Origin of the sequence: Corynebacterium suicordis DSM 45110, assembly GCF_015351405.1 — a bacterium.
Classification (GTDB): Bacteria; Actinomycetota; Actinomycetes; order Mycobacteriales; family Mycobacteriaceae; genus Corynebacterium; species Corynebacterium suicordis.
Window position 1 is genome coordinate 198,628 of sequence record NZ_JADKMY010000002.1, and the last position, 18,473, is coordinate 217,100.

An 18,473-nucleotide genomic window follows, 5' to 3' on the forward strand; every position below is an offset into this window, starting at 1 on the left:
TAAGTGAATGTAAATACGCCCGGCCACTGTCCCGGGTGTGACGTAAAGTGGAAACCACCGCTTACCCGCGCATTAGGAGAACCGCTCATGGCTCAGGACACACCACAATTCCGAGATAGCAACTTCCCCACCGTCAGGGACGGCGTGGCTTCCTACCTCATTGATTCAGACCCCGAGGAAACCCAAGAATGGATGGACTCCCTGGACGGTCTGCTGGAAGCCGCTGGTCCAGAACGCGGGCGCTACCTGATGCTGCGCATGCTGGAGCGGGCCACTGCGCAGCGCGTGGCTTTGCCTCCGCTGCTGTCCACGGACTACGTGAACACCATCCCCACCACCATGGAGCCCGAGTTCCCTGGTGATGAGGCCATCGAGAAGCGCTACCGCCGCTGGATCCGCTGGAATGCGGCGATCATGGTGCACCGCGCGCAGCGCCCTGGCATCGGAGTGGGCGGGCACATATCCACCTACGCCTCAGCTGCCCCACTGTATGAGGTAGGCCACAACTACTTCTTCCGCGGCAAGGATCACCCCGGTGGAGGCGACCAGGTGTTCTTCCAGGGCCACGCTTCACCCGGTGTGTACGCGCGCGCTTTCCTCGAGGGCCGGTTGAGCGAAGATCAGATGGATGCGTTCCGCCAGGAGGTCTCGCGCCCAGGTTTGGGACTGCCTTCCTACCCACACCCACACGGGATGCCGGAGTTCTGGGAATTCCCCACCGTCTCCATGGGCTTGGGCCCAATGGATGCCATCTACCAGGCACGCTTCAACCGCTACCTGCATGACCGCGGAATCAAGGACACTTCGGATCAGCATGTGTGGGCCTTCCTGGGCGATGGAGAAATGGATGAGCCGGAATCTCGCGGTCTGATCCAGATGGCTGCGCTGAACAGCTTGGACAACCTCACGTTCGTGGTGAACTGCAATCTGCAGCGCCTGGATGGCCCCGTGCGCGGCAACACAAAGATCATCCAAGAGCTGGAGAGCTTCTTCCGCGGTGCCGGATGGAACGTGATCAAGGTGGTGTGGGGTCGCGAATGGGATGAGCTGCTGGAGAAGGACACCGACGGTGCCCTGGTAGACATCATGAACTCCACCTCGGATGGCGATTACCAGACCTTCAAGGCCAACGATGGCGCCTATGTGCGCAAGCATTTCTTCGAGCGCGATCCCCGCACCGCCAAGCTGGTGGAGGACTTGAGCGATGAAGAGCTGTGGAAGCTGCGCCGCGGTGGCCACGATTACCGCAAGGTGTACGCGGCCTACTTGCGGGCCATGGAAACCAAGGATCAGCCCACCGTGATCCTGGCCCACACCATCAAGGGATTCGGTTTGGGCCACAACTTCGAGGGCCGTAACGCTACGCACCAGATGAAGAAGCTCACGCTGGAGGATCTCAAGCTGTTCCGCGATAAGCAGAACATCCCCATCTCTGATGAGGAGCTGGAGAAGGATCCTTACCTGCCGCCGTACTACAACCCCGGCACTGATTCCGAAGAGATCCGGTACATGCTGGAGCGCCGCAAGGAGCTGGGCGGCTTCGTCCCGGAGCGTCGTGAGCGCTACGCACCCATCGAGGTGCCCCCTGTCGAAGAGATTAAGAGCGGACTCAGAGGCTCCGGCAAGCAGAAGGTGGCCACCACGATGGCTCTGGTGCGCGCATTCAAGGACCTGATGCGCGATGAGAACATCAAGAAGCGCTTGGTGCCCATCATCCCGGATGAGGCACGCACCTTCGGCATGGATTCTTGGTTCCCCACCCTGAAGATCTACAACACCCATGGGCAGCATTACACGCCGGTGGATCATGACCTCATGCTGGCCTACATCGAGGCGAAGGATGGGCAGATCCTGCACGAGGGCATCAGCGAGGCCGGCTCAATGTCCAGCTTCATCGCCGCGGGAACCAGCTATGCCACCCATGGTGAGGCAATGATTCCGCTGTACATGTTCTACTCCATGTTCGGTTTCCAGCGCATCGGTGATTCCATCTGGGCTGCAGGTGACCAGATGGCGCGCGGTTTCCTCATCGGCGCTACTGCCGGTCGCACCACGCTGACCGGTGAGGGCCTGCAGCACATGGATGGTCACTCCCCTGTGCTGGCTTCTACCAATCCGGCCGTGGTCACGTATGACCCCGCGTTCTCCTACGAGGTCGCGCATATCATCCGCGAGGGTATCGACCGCATGTATGGCCCGGGCCGCGGCGAGAACGTGATGTACTACCTCACCGTGTACAACGAGCCAGTACACCAGCCCGCCCAGCCAGAGAACCTGGATGTGGAAGGCCTGCTCAAGGGCATTTACTTGTACTCCCCCGTGGATCGCAAGGTGGGCAGCGGCCCAGAGAGCACCGGCGATGCAGGCCCTGCCGAAGATGCCGAGTTCACCGCCTCCATCCTAGCCTCCGGCGTGGGCATGGAAGCTGCCATCAAGGCCAAGCAGATCCTGGCCGCGGATTACAACGTGAACTCCGCGATCTACTCCGTGACCAGCTGGAACGAGCTAGCCCGCGATGGCCAGGCAGCCGAGCTGGAGCAGCTCCGCGATCCCTCCGCCGAGCCTCGCGTACCGTTCGTCTCCTCTGTACTGCAGGAGGTGGAAGGCCCGAAGGTGGCAGTCAATGACTTCGCCACCGCCGTGGGCGAGCAGCTCCGCCGTTGGGTGCCGGGTGAGTACCTGGTGCTGGGCGCGGATGGGTTCGGGTTCTCCGATACCCGCGAGGCGGCACGTCGTTTCTTTAATATCGACGCCGAGTCCGTCGTGGTCGCCGTGCTCTTGGGCCTCGCCCGGGAAGGGAAGATCGACCGCGACGTGGCCACCCAGGCAGCCGAGCGTTTCGAGCTCACCGATCCCACTGCAGTGTTAGACCCGCACGAATAATTCCTCTCGGATAGTTAGGAATCGCGCCCGGCCAGAGCATTGAGCTCGGCCGGGCGTTTGGGTTGTTCAGTACTTGCGCTCAGCCCTTCCCCGAGTAATGTAGGTGACATGTCAACTAAAACTATTATCCCCGCATCTGATCGCCAACGATGGAAGGACTCTACCGTGGATTCGCGGCAGTCATTCCCAGCCACGGGCAATTTCGATCTCATCGACAACTCATGGGGATTACTCATGATCCACAACGATGACGTGGTCTCCCCCGGCGAGGGTTTCGATATGCACCAGCACGATAACGCGGAGATCGTCACCTGGATCATGGACGGATCACTACGGCACCGGGATTCCGAGGGCACCGATACCATCCTCAAAGCCGGTCATGCCCAGGCCATTAGCGCTGGCCGAGGAGTGCGCCACAGCGAAGTAAACGCCGCCGGCTTCACATCCAGCGCGACCTTGCACGTGATCCAGATGTGGCTGCCACCAGACGAGGAGAACACTGATCCTCGCCACGGGGAAGCGGATTTCACAGAGAGCATCACGCACAGCCGCGGGACGGGAGAATTCTTCACCGTTGCCGTGGGCAAAGACCGAGCTCCCTTCGCGAACCGAATGAACCTTCCCCAGACGGATTCCTCGATTACCCCGCCAACCCCCTTGAGCATCGGCTCGGCGGGAGCTCAACTCGATATCGCCCACCTGGAGGAAGGCAAGAGCTCCACAATCGCCACCTCCCACTACGTGCATCTCTTCGTAGCCAGGGGCACCGTCCAGGCGAAGACTGCTGGAAATACCCCTGGTGACGAGGAAGAGAATCTCACGCTGAGTGAAGGAGACGTGCTGCGCATCGATAACTCCGCAAACTCGGAGGACCCAGCAAACTCGGAAGAGCCAATCACGCTCACCGCTAGCGCAGATGCCGTGATCCTGGCCTGGCACATGGATTATTCAGCGCGGGATCGCAAGCAACGCGCGAAATAGCGATGGGCTAGTGCCCGCCGCGGATGAGCTCGATCAGCTCGATCAGTTCTCGATTGACCTTTTCTGGCGCTTCCATCGGCAGCATATGCCCGGTATCCGGAACTTCCCGGAGCTTGGCTTTCGGCCACATATCCGCGATGGCGCGGGTCTGTGAAGCCGGGGTCACGTTATCCATTTGCCCCACCATCACCACGCCTGGCACCTCAGCCAACAAGGGAGCGGCATCGGTTTCATCGTTATCCACCAGGTCATCCAAGAAGCCCAGCACGGTGGTCATGGTGCACCGCTCGATATCCTGTGCGTGATATTCCACCACGTCATACTTAGCGGAAATGCCCTCTTCCAGCTCTCCGTGATAGACAAAGCTGGCGATAAACGGCTCCAGGATCCAATCAACCTTGCTCTTCACCCATTCAGCCAGCCTCGGCAGCCGCCTGCCGATCCTTCGCATAATCTGCACGGGCCCAGAATCAAGAACTTGCGTGACACCCGCGGAAGCGAATTCAGTGATCGCCCCATTGACCAGTGCTACTCCCACCACGCGCCGGCGGAACTGGTCATCGCCCTGCTCCATGGCACTCAGCACCGTTTGCACACCCAGGGAATGCCCCACCAGCAGAACGGGCCCACTCGGAGCCAATTCCCGGAGGATATGCAGCGTATCCGTGCCCGTCTTCTGCACCGTTAGAGCATCGGAATCAGCTGTGCTTTCGCCATGCCCGCGCAGGTCAGGAATGAGCATGCGCAGATTCGGAACCTTCCGCAGCGCCTCAGCCTGGAACACCCAGGAGCGAGCCGACAATGTGTAGCCATGGGCAAACATCACGCTCAGCTCCGGCAAGGAATCATCTTCTACCTCTGAGCGAACTTCAAAGCAGGTGAGGGTGGCGTCGGGCAAAGAAAAATGGTGAGTGCGTGCCACGTCCTTTAATTCCGGCACGTCCGGCACCTGGCGGCTCAGGCGCTGGGCAGCGCGCCGAAAGATGAACCATGAGGTATCGAGGAACGGGCGGAGGGGATTCATGGGCACTTCTTTTGTCGGTACCGGTGGCGGCGGGCGGAGAGAACCCGGCCATGGCATCACTAGAGATTTTTTCCAGCCTAGCTTTCCGGCCTGGGTAATCGAACAATCACCTCCCATGTGCCTGGCTGAACTCGCTGGCCATCGGTTTCGTAGAATGGAGGGAAGCTTTGCGCCGCACACAGCGCACACACCCCGCAATTCGAAGAGCGGCTTTACTCCGCGCCGCAATTTAGGAAGGATGCACTGATGGCACAAGACACCGCAGGGATCTCGGACCAGGCCAAACAGCAGCTGGCGGAAGCACTGGGTGGGAGCACAGCTGCCAGCGCAAACGGCAAGCTCAACGGCTCGGCCAAGGACGCGGGTGCAGCCGGAAGTGTGCACGAGCGCGTGACCAAGATCCTGGCGGATGCCACCGGTGTGGAGCACGAAGAAATCACTGATCACTCCACCTTGAGCGGGCATCTTGGCGTAGATTCCCTCACCTTGGTGGACGTAGCAGTTCGGTTGGAAGAGGAATTCAACGTGCGCATCGAGGATGAGGAAATTATCTCCACTGAGCAGGTGGGCCAGTTGGTTGAGCTGGTAGAATCACGATCTTCGGAATCGAATTAACGCTCACCACCACCCATTATTGGAAGGCACACGCATGCCAAACGTCCTCATCACCGGAGCTGGCCAAGGAATTGGCCGCGCCACCGCACTCCTGCTGGCTGAACGCGGTTGGAAGGTCGGCGCCTACGACCTCCAGGACTTCCCGCACCCAGACCTGCACACCGGCATCATGGACGTGACCAAGCCAACTGCTTGGGAAACTGCGCTGGCGGACTTCCGCACCAATGTGGGAGAAATCGACGTGCTGGTGAACAATGCCGGCATTCTCTACGGTGGCTCATTCATGGAAGCCGGAAGCTTTGAGAAGGATTCCGCGCTGGTAGACGTGAACATCAAGGGTGTACTGTACGGCTGCCGCGCGGTTCGCCCGCACCTCAAGCCCGGTGCCAAGGTGGTTAACCTCTGCTCCGCCTCCGCCATTTACGGCACCCCAGACATGGCCGTGTATTCCTCCACCAAGTTCGCTGTCCGCGGCATCACCGAGGCACTGAACCTGGAGTGGGAAGAGGATGGCATCACTGTGGAAGCACTGTGGCCGCTCTACGCCAAGACCGGAATGCTGGATAACGTGCGCACCACGGGCACCGACCGCATGGGCGTGCGCCTGACCGCCGATCATGTGGCCAAGGAAGTTGCCGATGTGGTGGAACGCAAGCGCGGCCGCCTAGCCCAGGTGCACACTCCAGTGGGAACGCAGTCCAAGGTAATGTTCGCCCTCTCCCACTTCTCCCCTGCATGGCTGACTCGCTTTGCGAACGCGAAGCTCACCACGAATCGCAAGATTAGGCCTTAGTTCTTACGCTGCTAGGGGGTCTTTTTTCTCGACGCCGACCTTCGCATTTTTTGCGGGGTGACTTAGGTCATACCCCCGTCCTCTAATGCTCAGCGGGTGCAAAAAGTGCATGTTCTAACATCCGCATGAGAAAAACCTTAACGACCCTTGGTGTGGCCACTGCCCTCACTTTTGGCACAATCGCTCCTGCTGTCGCGCAGGGTGACAACCCTGTACCAACCAGCAGTGCAACTCTTTCCGAAGACGGGACTTCAGATTCCTCCGCGGCTTTGAGCGGCGATTCTGAGGACGGAACCGACGCCTCCAGCGGAAGCGCGGAGCTCAGTTCCGAGCCTGTCGGTGAGACCGATCTAGGCACCGTACTGGGAATTGTTGGCGGCATCGTTGGCGTGTTTGCAGTGGCTGGCTTGATTGCAGCTGGAGTAAACTGGGCTGTGCAGTCTCGTCTTATCCCTAACCCACTCCCAGGGATCATTCCCGATGCTCCAGCTCCGGCGCCAGCACCCGCTCCAGCGCCTGCCCCTCAGCCGGCTCCAGCACCTGCTCCAGCTCCTCGCCCGGCACCTGCCCCTCGCCCAGCTCCGGCACCCGCATCCGGTCCGTACTACAGCAACTGCACGGATGTGTGGAACCGCATCGGCCGTCCAATCCGCTCATATGACGCCGGATACCGCTCTGGACTCGACCGCGATGGCGATGGCGTGGGCTGCGAAAGAGATCCTCGGTAATTCAGCTCCGCATTCCGCTTTTGATTTTCCTCTCCCCCCTGCGCACGAACTGTCCGTGCAGGGGTTTTCCTATGCGCGAGGCAATGAATCATCCGGCATTCCCCATTAGACTCGCGCACTATGAGCATTTCTGAAGTCCTCAACTCCACCGAAGAATGGCCAGTCAATTCTGTCGCGGCTGCCGCGATCACCCCAGAGGGCGTAACCACCACCGGGGACACCTCGCGCGTCTATCCCCTAGCCAGCGTGAGCAAATTGATCACCGCATACGCCATTCTCATGGCCGCCGAAGAAGGAGCCTTCGCCCTGGATGATTCCGTCCCCGCGCACCTTCTTCCTTCTTTCGACGGCGCCCCTACCTATCGCGAGCTACTCTCCCATGCCTCCGGTATCGGTTTTCGGGACTGGGAGCCGGAAAAACCTCCACAAACAAAGCGCATTTATTCTTCTGCCGGTTATGAAGTATTGGCGCGGGCATTAGAAGAAAATACGGAAATTGATTTCGCAGAATATGTGCATGAAGGTATCTGCAAACCTCTCGGAATCGAAATAAAGGTAGAAGGATCAGCAGGACACGGCTTCAGTGCGAGCCTAGATTCCCTAACAGCACTTTCTCAGGAATTTTTACATCCTCAGCTTATTAATATGCAGACAGTTGAGGAGGCTTGCACGCCCCAATATCCGGACTTGGCAGGCATCGTTCCGGGGTATGGGCGTCATGATCCATGCACCTGGGGATTGGGCTTTTCTTTACACGGGGGCAAGAATCCGCACTGGATAGGCCTGGAAATGCCGGATGACACCGCAGGTCACTTCGGACAATCTGGCACCTTCCTCTGGATCCACCGACCCACCGGTCGCGCGGGTCTGGTACTGACCGATGAACCATTCGGACCATGGGCAAAAGAGCGATGGGCGAAATTCAATGACTCATTATGGGTAGCAATGAGTTAAGAAATTCCATAATTTTCTACCGGTCAAAAGTTATTTTGGAGGACGAATAACTTAGGCCATTCACATTAAAATTGCACTCCGAATGAAAGTATAGGACTCTGTGCTCAACACAGAATTTTTCGTTCAGAGGAGCCCTTGATGAATAAGCCAAAAATTATGACTGTCTATGGCACAAGACCGGAAGCCATTAAGGTCGCGCCTCTCATCAAGGCCCTCCAGAATGATGAGCGATTCGAAACCGTAGTGGTTTCCACCGGGCAGCATAAGGAAATGTTGGAACAGGTTAATGCGATGTTCCAGATTGTCCCCGATCATGATCTGGGACTCATGAAGCCCGGCCAGCAACTCAATGAGCTGGTGTCGCGCGCGCTTGGCGGATTGAACGAAATCATTTGCCAAGAACGACCCGATGCGATCATCGCTCAAGGCGATACCTCTACCGCCATGACAGCCGCACTCGCAGGATTTCACTGCGGTGCGAAGATCATTCACTTGGAAGCAGGTCTGCGCACGGGTGATATCGAATCCCCGTTCCCAGAGGAAGCCAACCGTCGCATCATCGGTCAGGTGGCTGGATTGCACTTGGCGCCGACCAGTGAGTCGCGCGAAAACTTGGAGCGAGAAAACTTTGCCCCTGAGGACATTGTGGTCACTGGTAATACCGTGATTGATGCGCTCCTGGAAGCCGAAACATGGGACACGCAGTTCACTGATCCTCGTTTGGACGCGCTCACCGTGACCGACCACCGGTTGGTTCTGGTCACCACTCACCGCCGGGAAAACCTCGAAGCGATGAGTGAGATCGGTGCAGCCATCCGAGACCTGGCCGAACACTACGAAGACGTTGCCTTCGCCCTTCCGCTGCACTTGAACCCGAAGGTGCGCAATGTGGTTCTCCCAATGGTGGAGAACTTGCCCAACGTGATCATCACGGATCCACTCCCCTACGACCAATTCACCAAGTTGATGGGACGAGCCACCTTGGTCTTGACGGACTCGGGCGGGGTCCAAGAAGAGGCGCCAAGCTTGGGCAAGCCTGTTCTGGTCATGCGAGACAACACTGAACGACCCGAAGCTGTCACCGCCGGCACTGTGAAACTCGTTGGTACTGACCGGCAGCGAATCATCACTGAAGTGATTAATTTGCTGGATGATTCTGAAGCCTTCGACGCGATGGCACACGCCGTGAATCCCTACGGCGACGGCCATGGAGCAAAGCGCTCTGTTGCAGCCATTGCCGAGCTCTTCGCTTTGGGCGAGAGAGTCGAAGATTTTGAAGCCGGGAATCTCTCACTTCAAGGAGTGGGGCCAGCGGGGCTCGAACCCGCGACCAGCGGATTATGAGTCCGCGGCTCTAACCGACTGAGCTATAGCCCCCGGTGATTTCTTCGACCCCAACACCGGGCCCAAGATGGTCAACCTCCGTGCAGTATATCCACCCGGGACCCCCACGCTGAAATGCGCCTCACAACCGCTCACAAACCGGACTCAACTACACCCCTCACCTGCCGATTTGTACCAATCACCGGGTGCCATATAAAGTATGGGTTCGTTGCACAGAGAATCTTTTTAAGACTCTCTGGCCCAGCGCTTTCCCCCATAGCTCAGTTGGCAGAGCATTCGACTGTTAATCGAAGGGTCACTGGTTCGAGCCCAGTTGGGGGAGCAATGCAAAACACCCCGTAGTTAGATACTGCGGGGTGTTTTTCGCACTCTCAGCTCATTGTCTGGCGGCACACTAAGGTCATCCCCATGTCCGAAAGCTCCGCCACTCCCCTCGCCCGCCGTCTCGGCACCTTCGACGCGGTCATCATCGGCCTCGGTTCCATGATCGGCGCTGGGCTCTTCGTGGTCTTCACACCCGCGGCTGCAGCCGCTGGCAGTTTGCTGTTCGTAGCTCTTGGGGTGGCTGCTTGCGTCGCTTATTGCAACGCCACTTCCACTGCCCGCCTTGCGGCCGTCCACCCCGCCAGTGGCGGCACCTACGTCTACGGCACTCGTCAGCTCGGCCCACTGTGGGGCTACCTCGCGGGCTGGTCATTCATCACCGGCAAAACTGCCTCATGCGCGGCGATGGCCTTGACCGTGGCTCATTATTTACTTCCCGACGCCTGGTCAAGCTATTCCGGCCCTGTAGCCGCGCTCGTGGTGGTGGCTATCACCGCGTTGAACCTGTGCGGGATTCAAAAATCCGCTCTGGCGACCAGGGCAATCGTGGGCTTTGTGCTTATTTCGCTGGCGATCGAGCTGGTTATTGGATGGGTTTCTCCCCGTACGGGTGACTTCGGATGGACCATGTATCAGCCGCTCACGGATGCATCGCAGGCACACGCGCAGGGTATTCGCACATGGCCAATGGATGAATGGAAGTCAGTGCCTTTCAATCCCGGGGTTTACGAAGTCCTCCAGGCAGCAGGATTGCTGTTCTTCGCTTTCGCCGGTTATGCGCGCATCGCCACGCTGGGCGAAGAGGTAAAGGATCCTGCACGCACGATTCCTCGTGCCATACCCATCGCGCTGGGAATTACACTGCTGGTTTATTGCGCAGTGGCGTACGTATTAATGCAGCAGTTGGGGCTGAGCCTCATTGCAAACGTGGATGAGCCACTGCGCGAACTCGCTGACCACACGGGCGAAACCTGGCTAATTATCCTGGTGAGCGTCACGGCAGTTGCGGCTGCGACGTGCAGCTTGCTCACGATGATTCTGGGTGTCTCCCGCACAGGTCTGGCGATGGCACGGGATGGTCACCTGCCCCGCCAGTTAGCGGCAGTTGATGCCAAGCGTGGAGTCCCGCGGGCGATGGAGTTGACCGTTGCTGTCGTGGTGATCGCCGCGGTGTTGTTGACCGACGTGGTGACCGTTATCGGTTTCTCTAGCTTCGGCGTACTGCTGTATTACTCCATCGCCAACATCAGCGCGATGACCCTCACCAACGCGCAGCGTCGCCCGTTTGTACTGGTTCCAATCCTGGGACTCATTGGCTGCGTGGCTCTGGCAGCGAGTGTTCCCTGGACGTCGCTCATTGCCGGCATCACGGTAACTGTTCTCGGCTTGGCGGTCTACGGCATCGTTTTACTCACCAAAACACGCACTTCTCAGGCGGATATTAATTAGAGTGATGCTCAATCTCAAAGGAGCATCCCCATGACCACAGACAGTTCAGCTTCCACGTCACCCTCCGAATTTTCATCTGAGAATGCTTCACCATCTCACAGTCGAATTCGCCTAATGGTGTCTATGGTGATCGCGTGGAAGGTCATCGAGTTGATAGTCGCATTATGGTCCGGCCGATCCGCGTCTTCGACCGTGCTCGTTAACTTCGGGTTGCATTCGTTTATCGAGTTACTCTCCGCAGCGGTAATCGTTTGGCAGTTTTCTACTCCCCGACCTGAGCAGCGCGAAAAGACCGCCCTTCGAGTCATCGCCATTGCCTTCATTTGCCTGGCCGCATTCATCGCAATGGATGCAATATCCACCATGTTCGGCATCAATAAACCCACTCACTCCCCCGTGGGCAATGCACTCGCCATCTTGAGCCTGGTGGCAATGCTTCTCCTCAACCAGATGGCACGCCGCTCAGCCGAGGATCAAGGCTCCACACACACCCTGATCGGTGGTGGAATTGCAGTGGCCTTATTAGCTGGCCTGTTCCTCAATTGGTTTTTCGGCTGGGCCTGGGCAGATCCCATTGCTGCGCTCGTCATCGCAGGTTGTGCACTGTTCACTGGCTACAAAGCCTGGGAAGGGGATGCCCATTGGGCACAGCCCGCATCCGTTCTGGCGAGCAAGAAAAGTACAGAACGCGCAGGTTAGAGCTGCGACTCCGGCTAGAGCTACCGGGGTATTCGGGGGAACCCCGGGGGCGAATGTTCGAGAGAACGCCGCTTAAATTCGAACATTACCGTGCTCCATGTCACAAGCATTGGATAGATTTCACTAGTCCCTCATCGTGGAGTTTCTTCTACTCCACTCGATAAACGAAAAGAGTTTCTAGTGAAAAAAATCTCGGCGGCCATCATGGGCACAATGTGCCTAGTGCTGGGCGCATGCAGCAGCGGATCAGAAGATTCTGAACGCACCACAACCCCACAGGAGGCTCAGTCAGCTGAGCACAAGATGGGTGAAATGGTTGAAGGCAAGGGAGCTGCCTTCAAAATAAACAAGGCTTATCTGGCGAACAATTACACCCAGCAATCGATGGATGACTCCAGCCAAACGGAGACAGTAAAACCTCGAGATAATGCCAAGTTCGTCATTTTGGAAACCATCGTTCGAAATGATGACGACACCGCAATTGATCCTGTTTGCGGGAACGGGTTCCAAACCAAGTTGGTTACTGACAAGGACAAAGAATACGAAGTAGTCGATAATATTTTTCTCCTCAATGTGAACAAGGAGTGCGAAAACCTCGACCCTGAATTCGACCAAGAGGTCACGTTCGTTTACGAAATACCTTCTTCAAGTAAGCCCGATCACGTCAATTTTCATAACGCTAACGTGGACCCCTTCGGTGACGAGCTGACATCGATCAAGCTGGACAAGCTGAGTGATAAAGCTCCCGCAGACAGCAATAAGGGCAATCCCAACCCAACGCCTGCCGCAACCGCTCCCGAGAACAACACCGGCGGAAATTCCAAGTTCCAGAGCTCAGCGCAACAAACCGCATCTCAGCAGCCTCAACAGTCTCAACAAAATGAGGCCGCTCCTGTAAGCGGAGCTCCTTCTTACGGCAATCCTTGCAGTGCTAGCCAAGCACTCCAGCCTGCCGTGGGAGCGGATGGCACCAATCTAGTGTGTGTCTTGCGCACTCCCACTCAGGGCAATTGGGTCTACGGTCCAGCTCCTTCGGGTGAAATCGTGACGGACGGCCAAGAATGCATCGAGGGTGAAGAGGGCGGCCAGGACGAACAAGGTCGTCTTCTCATGTGTGTAAGTGGCCAGTGGGTCTACGGCCCTTAGCACTCCCCGTCCATATCCCATCTACCGCCAGTAGGCCATCGATTCGATCCGCTCCTTCGGGAGCTTCACTTCATTCTTGAAGTACTTCACCAAAGCCCGCGTAGCTGGTGCCTTGGTGGAGATCCACACCCAGTTCTTCGCGGAGATATCCAGCCCGTGGGCTAGATCCACCAGAGCATTCTCATCACCCTCGACCCACTTCACCCGCGCATTCGCGCCAGCTCGGATGGGCAAGTCAACGTCCGTGGAATCCTGCACATGCAGCCACACGCAGACGCTCCGCTCACCTAAAGCGTCCAAGATCGAGTTAATCGCTGGCAGGGAGGCTTTGTCTCCGAACAAGTGCAGCACGGATCCATCCGCTGCCGGAGCATTGAACTTGGCCCCCATCACCGTGGCGGTGATGCTATCCCCCGGTTTCGCATTCTGCGCCCAGTTCGCCGCTGGTCCGTCATGGAGTGCGAACTCGATGAACACTTCGTCGGTCTCAGGGTTGGCGTCGATCAAAGTGTACGCACGCTGCCGTTCCTTGCCGCCCCCAAGCGGAACCCACAAGCGAACCCATTGCGTGGGGAACGGCGGGTGCGAATTGAGCAGACCACCAGCCTGGAATTTCAGGCGGAGAAAATGATCGGTGATCTGCTCTTTATCAAGCACCGTGAGTTCATAATCCGGTGCTTTCATAGCCTTGAGAACCAGGCTATCGAATCCGCGCTGTGCCATAAGTGAACAAGCTACCGCCGCCCGCCACGTTAGGCAAACCTAAGCTACTTCACCAGCCGGGCGATGGCCGCAGATGCCTCCGCCAGCTTCTCCTCCGCTTCATCGCCCCCAGCCTGTGCGGCGTTGAGCACGCAGTGCTGCAGGTGGTCGTCCAATAGCGCCAAGCTCACGACCTTGAGCGCGGACTGCATGGCGGAAACCTGGGTGAGGATATCGATGCAATACTGCTCCTCCTCCACCATCCGCTGCACCCCGCGCACCTGACCTTCAATGCGCTTGAGGCGCGCGAGATAACGCTTCTTATCGGAGAGGTAGCCGTGCTCGGCGCTGCACCCACAGGTGGCATCGCCCGCGCAGGAAGTCTGTTCTTCGCTCACTTAAATCCCTTCAATCGAAGACTGTTGCTCACCACGAACACGCTGGAGAGAGCCATCGCTGCACCTGCCAGCATGGGGTTGAGCAGGCCCAGAGCAGCCAATGGGATGGCCGCGACGTTGTAGGCAAACGCCCAGAACAAATTGCCCTTGATGGTACCCAGCGTCTTGCGGGACAAACGGATCGCGTCAACCACGGCCGTCACGTTGCTGCGCATCAGGGTGATGTCCGCGGCCTGGATGGCCGCATCGGTTCCGGTTCCCATCGCCATACCCAGATCCGCCTGCGCCAGCGCTGCGGCGTCGTTGACACCATCGCCGACCATCGCCACCACGCGCCCTTCCTCCTGCAGGCGCTTGATGGTGGAGACCTTATCTTCCGGCATTACACCGGCAATAATTTTTTCGACGCCAACCTGCGCTCCCACGGCCTTAGCCACCGGCTCGGAATCGCCCGTCAACAGCACGGGATGCAGGCCCATCTCCTTCAGCTGCGCGATGGCCTTTGCGCTGGATGGCTTGAGCGAGTCCGCCACCACCAGCACTCCGAACAGTACTCCATCGATCACCACGGGAACGCGCGTGCCGATGGTTTCCTCGGCGGTATCTCCGAGCAGTTCTTCCACGTGCGCGGAGTCCACGAATCCGCGGCCTACCTGGACCAGCTTGCCGTCAACCGTGGCTTGCACGCCCCGGCCGGCGATATTCTCGAAGTCGCTGATCTGGGACTGCGTGTAGGTGTTGGAGGTTTCATCCGGGGAATCCTTCGCTGCAGCCACCACTGCCTGGCCGATGGGGTGCTCGGAGTTGTGCTCCACTGCGGCGGCCACGCGCAGTAGCTCGGCCTGAGCCTCGCGCTCATCGGCAGACGCTGGGCCGGAGGCCACGCGGATGGTGGACACGCTCATCTTGCCTTCGGTGATGGTGCCGGTTTTATCCAGTACCACGGTGTCCACACCGCGAGCCGATTCCAGAACCTCAGGGCCATGGATCAGCACACCCATCTGGGCTCCGCGGCCAGTGCCCACGAGGAGTGCGGTGGGCGTGGCCAAGCCAAGTGCACAGGGGCAGGCGATGATCAATACCGCCACAGCGCTGCTCAGGGCCAGGGTCACATCACCGGTGGCCAGCAGCCAACCGACAACAGTGAGGATGGCCAGACCAATGACCACGGGTACGAACACCCCGGAGATCCGGTCTGCGAGGCGCTGCACGTTGGCTTTGCCGGATTGCGCGTCCTCCACCAGGCGAGCCATCTGTGCCAGTTGCGTATCTTGACCCACGCGGGTGGCACGGATGACCAAGCGTCCGGAGGAGTTCACGGTTGCACCGGTGACAGCATCGCCCGCACCCACCTCAACGGGAACGGATTCGCCGGTGAGCATAGATTCATCCACTGCGGAATTGCCCTCGATGACCTCACCATCGGTGGCGATCTTCTCGCCCGGGCGCACCACGAAAACATGACCCACCTGCAGCTGATCCACATTGATCAACTGCTCTGTCTTGTCCGGGTTCAGTAGGGTGACCTGCTTGGCACCCATATTCGTCAGGGACCGCAGTGCTTCCCCGGCGCGCTTCTTTGATCGCTTCTCAAAATAGCGTCCAGCCAGCACGAACAGAATCACACCAGCGGCCACCTCGAGGTAGATCTGCCCCAGTGGATGCGAGTGTTCGGGGAAGAGTGACCAACCGTGGGTCATGCCGGGTTCACCGGCACTGCCGAAGAATAGCGCCACCAGGGACCACGCGAAAGCACTCATGGTGCCCACCGTGATGAGCGTGTCCATCGTGGTGGCACCGTGCTTGAGATTGGTCCACGTGGCCTTGTGGAATGGCCAACCCGCCCACAGGATGACGGGTGCGGCGAGAGTCAGCGAGAGCCACTGCCAATTGATGAACTGCAGTGGCGGGATCATGGCCAGCAGGATCACGGGGATAGCCAGAACTGCAGCACCGATGAGGCGCTGACGCAGAGAAGTCAGCTCTTGTTGCTGCGCGAGTTCCTGAAGTGTGGGTTGGTTTGCGCTTTGTTCCCCGCCCGACGGAGCTGAAACTGGGGATGGAGCACTGGGCTCCCCCTCGCCCTGTTGAACCTCCGGCTGCGGAACACCAGCTGCAGCGGATCCAGAACCCGCTGCATTCGCGCCCTCGTTGCTCGGCTGGTTCGTGCCTCGCTCGAGCGGATCCTTCCAAAAAGCTTTGTAACCCAGCTTTTCCACTACGTCGATAAACGGCTGTGGCTCCAGGTTCGCGTTGCCATTGCCGGAGCCATCGCCGGTTTCTGCGCTAGACCCGGTGGATTCAATATGCGCCTTTTCGGTCGCATAGTTCACGGATGCGCTCACGCCGTCCATCTTGTTGAGCTTGCGCTCAATGCGGTTCGCACATGAGGCACACGTCATGCCGGTGATATCCAGATCCAGTGTAGCCATGCCTCAAATATACCCCTGGGGGGTATATTTGTCTAGTGGCCGCGCTTGATCCATTCCTCCAGGTGAGGAGCCTCTTCGCCGATTGACGTGGCATCACCATGGCCGGTGTAGACCTCAGTCTCATCCGGAAGCGTCAACAAGGAGCTGCGGATGGAATCGATGATGGTATCGAAATCACTGAAGCTCCGGCCCGTGGCACCCGGGCCACCAGCGAACAGGGTGTCTCCGGAGAACAGCACCTTTGCCTCTGGCATGTAGAAGGCACAGGATCCGGGTGAGTGCCCTGGGGTATTGATGACCTGCATCTCGGTGCCGGCCACATGAATGTTCTCGCCGTCCTTGAGGTGAAAGGGCTCAAAGTTCGGGTGAGTCTCGTTCCACAGCATCATGTCGCCTGGGTGCACAAATACGGGCGCATCCAGCTTTTCGGAAAGCTCAGGGGCCACGGTGATGTGATCATTGTGCGCGTGCGAGCAGATCACGCTCAGCACCTTTCGCCCATCCACCGCCTCCAGAATTGGATCGGCATCGTGAGCGGCATCAATGATCACGCACTCGGAATCATTGCCCAGTACCCAGATGTTGTTGTCCACTTCCCACTCGCCCCCATCAAGGGCGAACACTCCGTGGGTCACCACGCGGTCAATACGCAGGCCGGTCTCAGACATCGTCTTCATGGTCTTCATCTTTGGTTCCTTGTCACTCATCAGTTGATCTCTGCTGGCCTACTTGAATTCCACGACACTGCGCAGTACTTGGCCCTTGTCCATTTCCTCCATCGCGGACTGCACCCCATCCAGCTGCACGCGGTCATCCACGAACTTGTCCAGGGGCAAGCGACCCTGCTGGAACAGATCCACGTACATGGGGAAATCGCGCTCTGGCAGGCAATCGCCATACCAGCTGGACTTCAAAGATCCACCGCGAGAGAACACATCCTGGAACGGCAATTCCAAGGTCATATCCGGGGTGGGCACGCCCACCAGCACCACGCGCCCTGCCAGATCGCGGATGTAGAACGCCTGCTTATAGGTCTGTGGCACGCCCACGGCATCGATGGCCAGGTCCACACCGAATCCACCGGTGAGTTCCTGGACCTTCTCCGTCAGCTCATCATCGCTGAGATCCTGGGAATTAATGGTGTGGGTGGCACCGAATTCCTCTTCGGCGCGCTTGAGTTTGGCGTCGGAAACATCAATGGCAATCACGGTGGTCGCACCTGCCAGACGGGCTCCGGCGATGGCCGCCATACCGACCCCGCCTACGCCAATCACGGCAACGCTTTCACCGCGCTTGACCTCACCGGTGTTCACCGCGGCACCCAAACCAGCCATCACACCACAGCCCAGCAGGCCAGCCACGGCGGGATCGGCCTCGGTGTTTACCTTGGTGCACTGACCCTCATGGACCAGCGTCTTCTCCACGAAGGCGCCGATGCCCAGGGCTGCCTCCAGCTCGGTACCATCCTCCAGGGTCATCACCTTGGAGGCGTTATGGGTATCGAAGCAGTACTTTGGCTCGCCCTTCTTGCAGGCGCGGCACTCGCCACACACTGCGCGCCAATTCAGCACCACGTAATCGCCCTCGGCCACGTGGGTGACATCCTCGCCGATGCTTTCCACCGTGCCCGCGGCCTCATGTCCCAGCAGGAATGGGTAGTTATCAGAGATGCCGCCATCCCGGTACGCGAGGTCCGTATGGCACACGCCGCAGGCCTGGATTTTCACGATCACATCATTGGGGCCGGGCTCAGGGATCACGATATTGGTGAGTTCAACCGGCTCTCCCTCGGCGCGGGCAATGATTCCTTGCACTGTTTGAGTCATTTGTTTCTCCATCTTCCCTAAATCTCTTGGCGGCACCAGCTTCACGGACGGTGGCTGGTGTTTCTTCCTCATGTCTACCTGTTTTTCGCCCGCAGGACAGGCGTGCTTCGCGGCACTCCCCTGAATCATTGCCGTATGCTGGCTACCGTTAATTGCAGTTGATGTGAGGAGTACC

The 18,473-nt window shown here is 58.5% G+C and carries 16 protein-coding genes and 2 tRNA genes; 11 read left to right on the top strand and 7 right to left on the bottom strand.

Annotated features, from left to right (window positions below):
* Positions 1–87: 87 nt before the first annotated feature.
* Together aceE and IRY30_RS07275 are read left to right on the top strand one after the other, a co-directional pair.
* Positions 88–2,883 carry a pyruvate dehydrogenase (acetyl-transferring), homodimeric type gene (gene aceE, locus IRY30_RS07270; protein ID WP_194556765.1) on the top strand — a complete coding sequence of 932 codons (2,796 nt, stop codon included), beginning with the start codon at positions 88–90 and terminating at the stop codon, positions 2,881–2,883.
* A 108-nt stretch (positions 2,884–2,991) separates the two neighbouring features.
* Positions 2,992–3,864, top strand: coding sequence for a pirin family protein (locus IRY30_RS07275; protein ID WP_194556766.1), 873 nt, complete (start codon positions 2,992–2,994; stop codon positions 3,862–3,864).
* 7 nt (positions 3,865–3,871) lie between these two features.
* Here IRY30_RS07275 and IRY30_RS07280 read toward each other — a convergent pair whose 3' ends face one another.
* Complete coding sequence (locus IRY30_RS07280; RefSeq protein ID WP_194556767.1) at positions 3,872–4,888, bottom strand: alpha/beta fold hydrolase; 1,017 nt, start codon at positions 4,886–4,888, stop codon at positions 3,872–3,874.
* Between the two features lie 246 nt (positions 4,889–5,134).
* On the opposite strand from IRY30_RS07280, the gene IRY30_RS07285 reads away from it, so the two are divergent.
* The 5 genes from IRY30_RS07285 to wecB all read left to right on the top strand — a co-directional run bounded on the left by IRY30_RS07285 (position 5,135) and on the right by wecB (position 9,322).
* Positions 5,135–5,503 (top strand): acyl carrier protein, encoded by a 369-nt coding sequence (locus IRY30_RS07285; RefSeq protein WP_194556768.1) that lies wholly within the window; start codon positions 5,135–5,137, stop codon positions 5,501–5,503.
* A gap of 34 nt (positions 5,504–5,537) precedes the next feature.
* Positions 5,538–6,296, top strand: coding sequence for an SDR family oxidoreductase (locus IRY30_RS07290; RefSeq protein WP_194556769.1), 759 nt, complete (start codon positions 5,538–5,540; stop codon positions 6,294–6,296).
* Between the two features lie 125 nt (positions 6,297–6,421).
* Positions 6,422–7,024 (top strand): excalibur calcium-binding domain-containing protein, encoded by a 603-nt coding sequence (locus IRY30_RS07295; RefSeq protein WP_194556770.1) that lies wholly within the window; start codon positions 6,422–6,424, stop codon positions 7,022–7,024.
* A 120-nt stretch (positions 7,025–7,144) separates the two neighbouring features.
* Positions 7,145–7,978 (top strand): serine hydrolase domain-containing protein, encoded by an 834-nt coding sequence (locus IRY30_RS07300; RefSeq protein WP_194556771.1) that lies wholly within the window; start codon positions 7,145–7,147, stop codon positions 7,976–7,978.
* 138 nt (positions 7,979–8,116) lie between these two features.
* A complete protein-coding gene (wecB, locus tag IRY30_RS07305) occupies positions 8,117–9,322 on the top strand; it encodes a non-hydrolyzing UDP-N-acetylglucosamine 2-epimerase (protein WP_194556974.1) in 1,206 nt (401 codons plus the stop codon).
* On the opposite strand, the gene IRY30_RS07310 is transcribed toward wecB, so the two are convergent.
* Positions 9,282–9,355, bottom strand: a tRNA-Ile gene (locus IRY30_RS07310). The genes wecB and IRY30_RS07310 overlap by 41 nt on opposite strands.
* A 216-nt stretch (positions 9,356–9,571) precedes the next feature.
* Here IRY30_RS07310 and IRY30_RS07315 point away from each other — a divergent pair.
* From IRY30_RS07315 to IRY30_RS07330, 4 genes are all read left to right on the top strand, one after another.
* A tRNA-Asn gene (locus tag IRY30_RS07315) sits at positions 9,572–9,644 on the top strand.
* An 86-nt stretch (positions 9,645–9,730) separates the two neighbouring features.
* On the top strand, positions 9,731–11,095 hold the full coding sequence (locus IRY30_RS07320; RefSeq protein WP_194556772.1) for an APC family permease: 1,365 nt from the start codon (positions 9,731–9,733) through the stop codon (positions 11,093–11,095).
* Between the two features lie 30 nt (positions 11,096–11,125).
* Positions 11,126–11,794 (top strand): cation diffusion facilitator family transporter, encoded by a 669-nt coding sequence (locus tag IRY30_RS07325; RefSeq protein ID WP_228503132.1) that lies wholly within the window; start codon positions 11,126–11,128, stop codon positions 11,792–11,794.
* Between the two features lie 180 nt (positions 11,795–11,974).
* Positions 11,975–12,940 (top strand): DUF4352 domain-containing protein, encoded by a 966-nt coding sequence (locus tag IRY30_RS07330; RefSeq protein WP_194556773.1) that lies wholly within the window; start codon positions 11,975–11,977, stop codon positions 12,938–12,940.
* Positions 12,941–12,961: 21 nt separating this feature from the next.
* Here IRY30_RS07330 and IRY30_RS07335 read toward each other — a convergent pair whose 3' ends face one another.
* The 5 genes from IRY30_RS07335 to IRY30_RS07355 are packed head-to-tail and all read right to left on the bottom strand — an operon-like array spanning position 12,962 to position 18,298.
* Positions 12,962–13,663, bottom strand: a complete 702-nt coding sequence (locus IRY30_RS07335; RefSeq protein ID WP_194556774.1) for a siderophore-interacting protein — start codon at positions 13,661–13,663, stop codon at positions 12,962–12,964.
* A 44-nt stretch (positions 13,664–13,707) separates the two neighbouring features.
* The gene (locus IRY30_RS07340; protein WP_194556775.1) at positions 13,708–14,040 is read right to left on the bottom strand and encodes a metal-sensitive transcriptional regulator; all 333 of its coding nucleotides are present in this window, start codon (positions 14,038–14,040) and stop codon (positions 13,708–13,710) included.
* Positions 14,037–16,472, bottom strand: coding sequence for a heavy metal translocating P-type ATPase (locus IRY30_RS07345; protein ID WP_194556776.1), 2,436 nt, complete (start codon positions 16,470–16,472; stop codon positions 14,037–14,039). Before IRY30_RS07345 ends, IRY30_RS07340 begins: the two co-directional genes overlap by 4 nt.
* 32 nt (positions 16,473–16,504) lie before the next feature.
* The gene (locus IRY30_RS07350) at positions 16,505–17,179 is read right to left on the bottom strand and encodes an MBL fold metallo-hydrolase (RefSeq protein WP_228503134.1); all 675 of its coding nucleotides are present in this window, start codon (positions 17,177–17,179) and stop codon (positions 16,505–16,507) included.
* Positions 17,180–17,197: 18 nt separating this feature from the next.
* Positions 17,198–18,298 (bottom strand): S-(hydroxymethyl)mycothiol dehydrogenase, encoded by a 1,101-nt coding sequence (locus tag IRY30_RS07355; protein ID WP_194556777.1) that lies wholly within the window; start codon positions 18,296–18,298, stop codon positions 17,198–17,200.
* Positions 18,299–18,473 lie beyond the last annotated feature (175 nt).

Coding starts and splice junctions, on each gene's coding strand:
- aceE (WP_194556765.1), top strand. CDS start 88: ATGGCTCAGGACACACCACAATTCCGAGATAGCAACTTCCCCACCGTC.
- IRY30_RS07275 (WP_194556766.1), top strand. CDS start 2,992: ATGTCAACTAAAACTATTATCCCCGCATCTGATCGCCAACGATGGAAG.
- IRY30_RS07280 (WP_194556767.1), bottom strand. CDS start 4,888: ATGAATCCCCTCCGCCCGTTCCTCGATACCTCATGGTTCATCTTTCGG.
- IRY30_RS07285 (WP_194556768.1), top strand. CDS start 5,135: ATGGCACAAGACACCGCAGGGATCTCGGACCAGGCCAAACAGCAGCTG.
- IRY30_RS07290 (WP_194556769.1), top strand. CDS start 5,538: ATGCCAAACGTCCTCATCACCGGAGCTGGCCAAGGAATTGGCCGCGCC.
- IRY30_RS07295 (WP_194556770.1), top strand. CDS start 6,422: ATGAGAAAAACCTTAACGACCCTTGGTGTGGCCACTGCCCTCACTTTT.
- IRY30_RS07300 (WP_194556771.1), top strand. CDS start 7,145: ATGAGCATTTCTGAAGTCCTCAACTCCACCGAAGAATGGCCAGTCAAT.
- wecB (WP_194556974.1), top strand. CDS start 8,117: ATGAATAAGCCAAAAATTATGACTGTCTATGGCACAAGACCGGAAGCC.
- IRY30_RS07320 (WP_194556772.1), top strand. CDS start 9,731: ATGTCCGAAAGCTCCGCCACTCCCCTCGCCCGCCGTCTCGGCACCTTC.
- IRY30_RS07325 (WP_228503132.1), top strand. CDS start 11,126: ATGACCACAGACAGTTCAGCTTCCACGTCACCCTCCGAATTTTCATCT.
- IRY30_RS07335 (WP_194556774.1), bottom strand. CDS start 13,663: ATGGCACAGCGCGGATTCGATAGCCTGGTTCTCAAGGCTATGAAAGCA.
- IRY30_RS07345 (WP_194556776.1), bottom strand. CDS start 16,472: ATGGCTACACTGGATCTGGATATCACCGGCATGACGTGTGCCTCATGT.
- IRY30_RS07350 (WP_228503134.1), bottom strand. CDS start 17,179: ATGAGTGACAAGGAACCAAAGATGAAGACCATGAAGACGATGTCTGAG.
- IRY30_RS07355 (WP_194556777.1), bottom strand. CDS start 18,298: ATGACTCAAACAGTGCAAGGAATCATTGCCCGCGCCGAGGGAGAGCCG.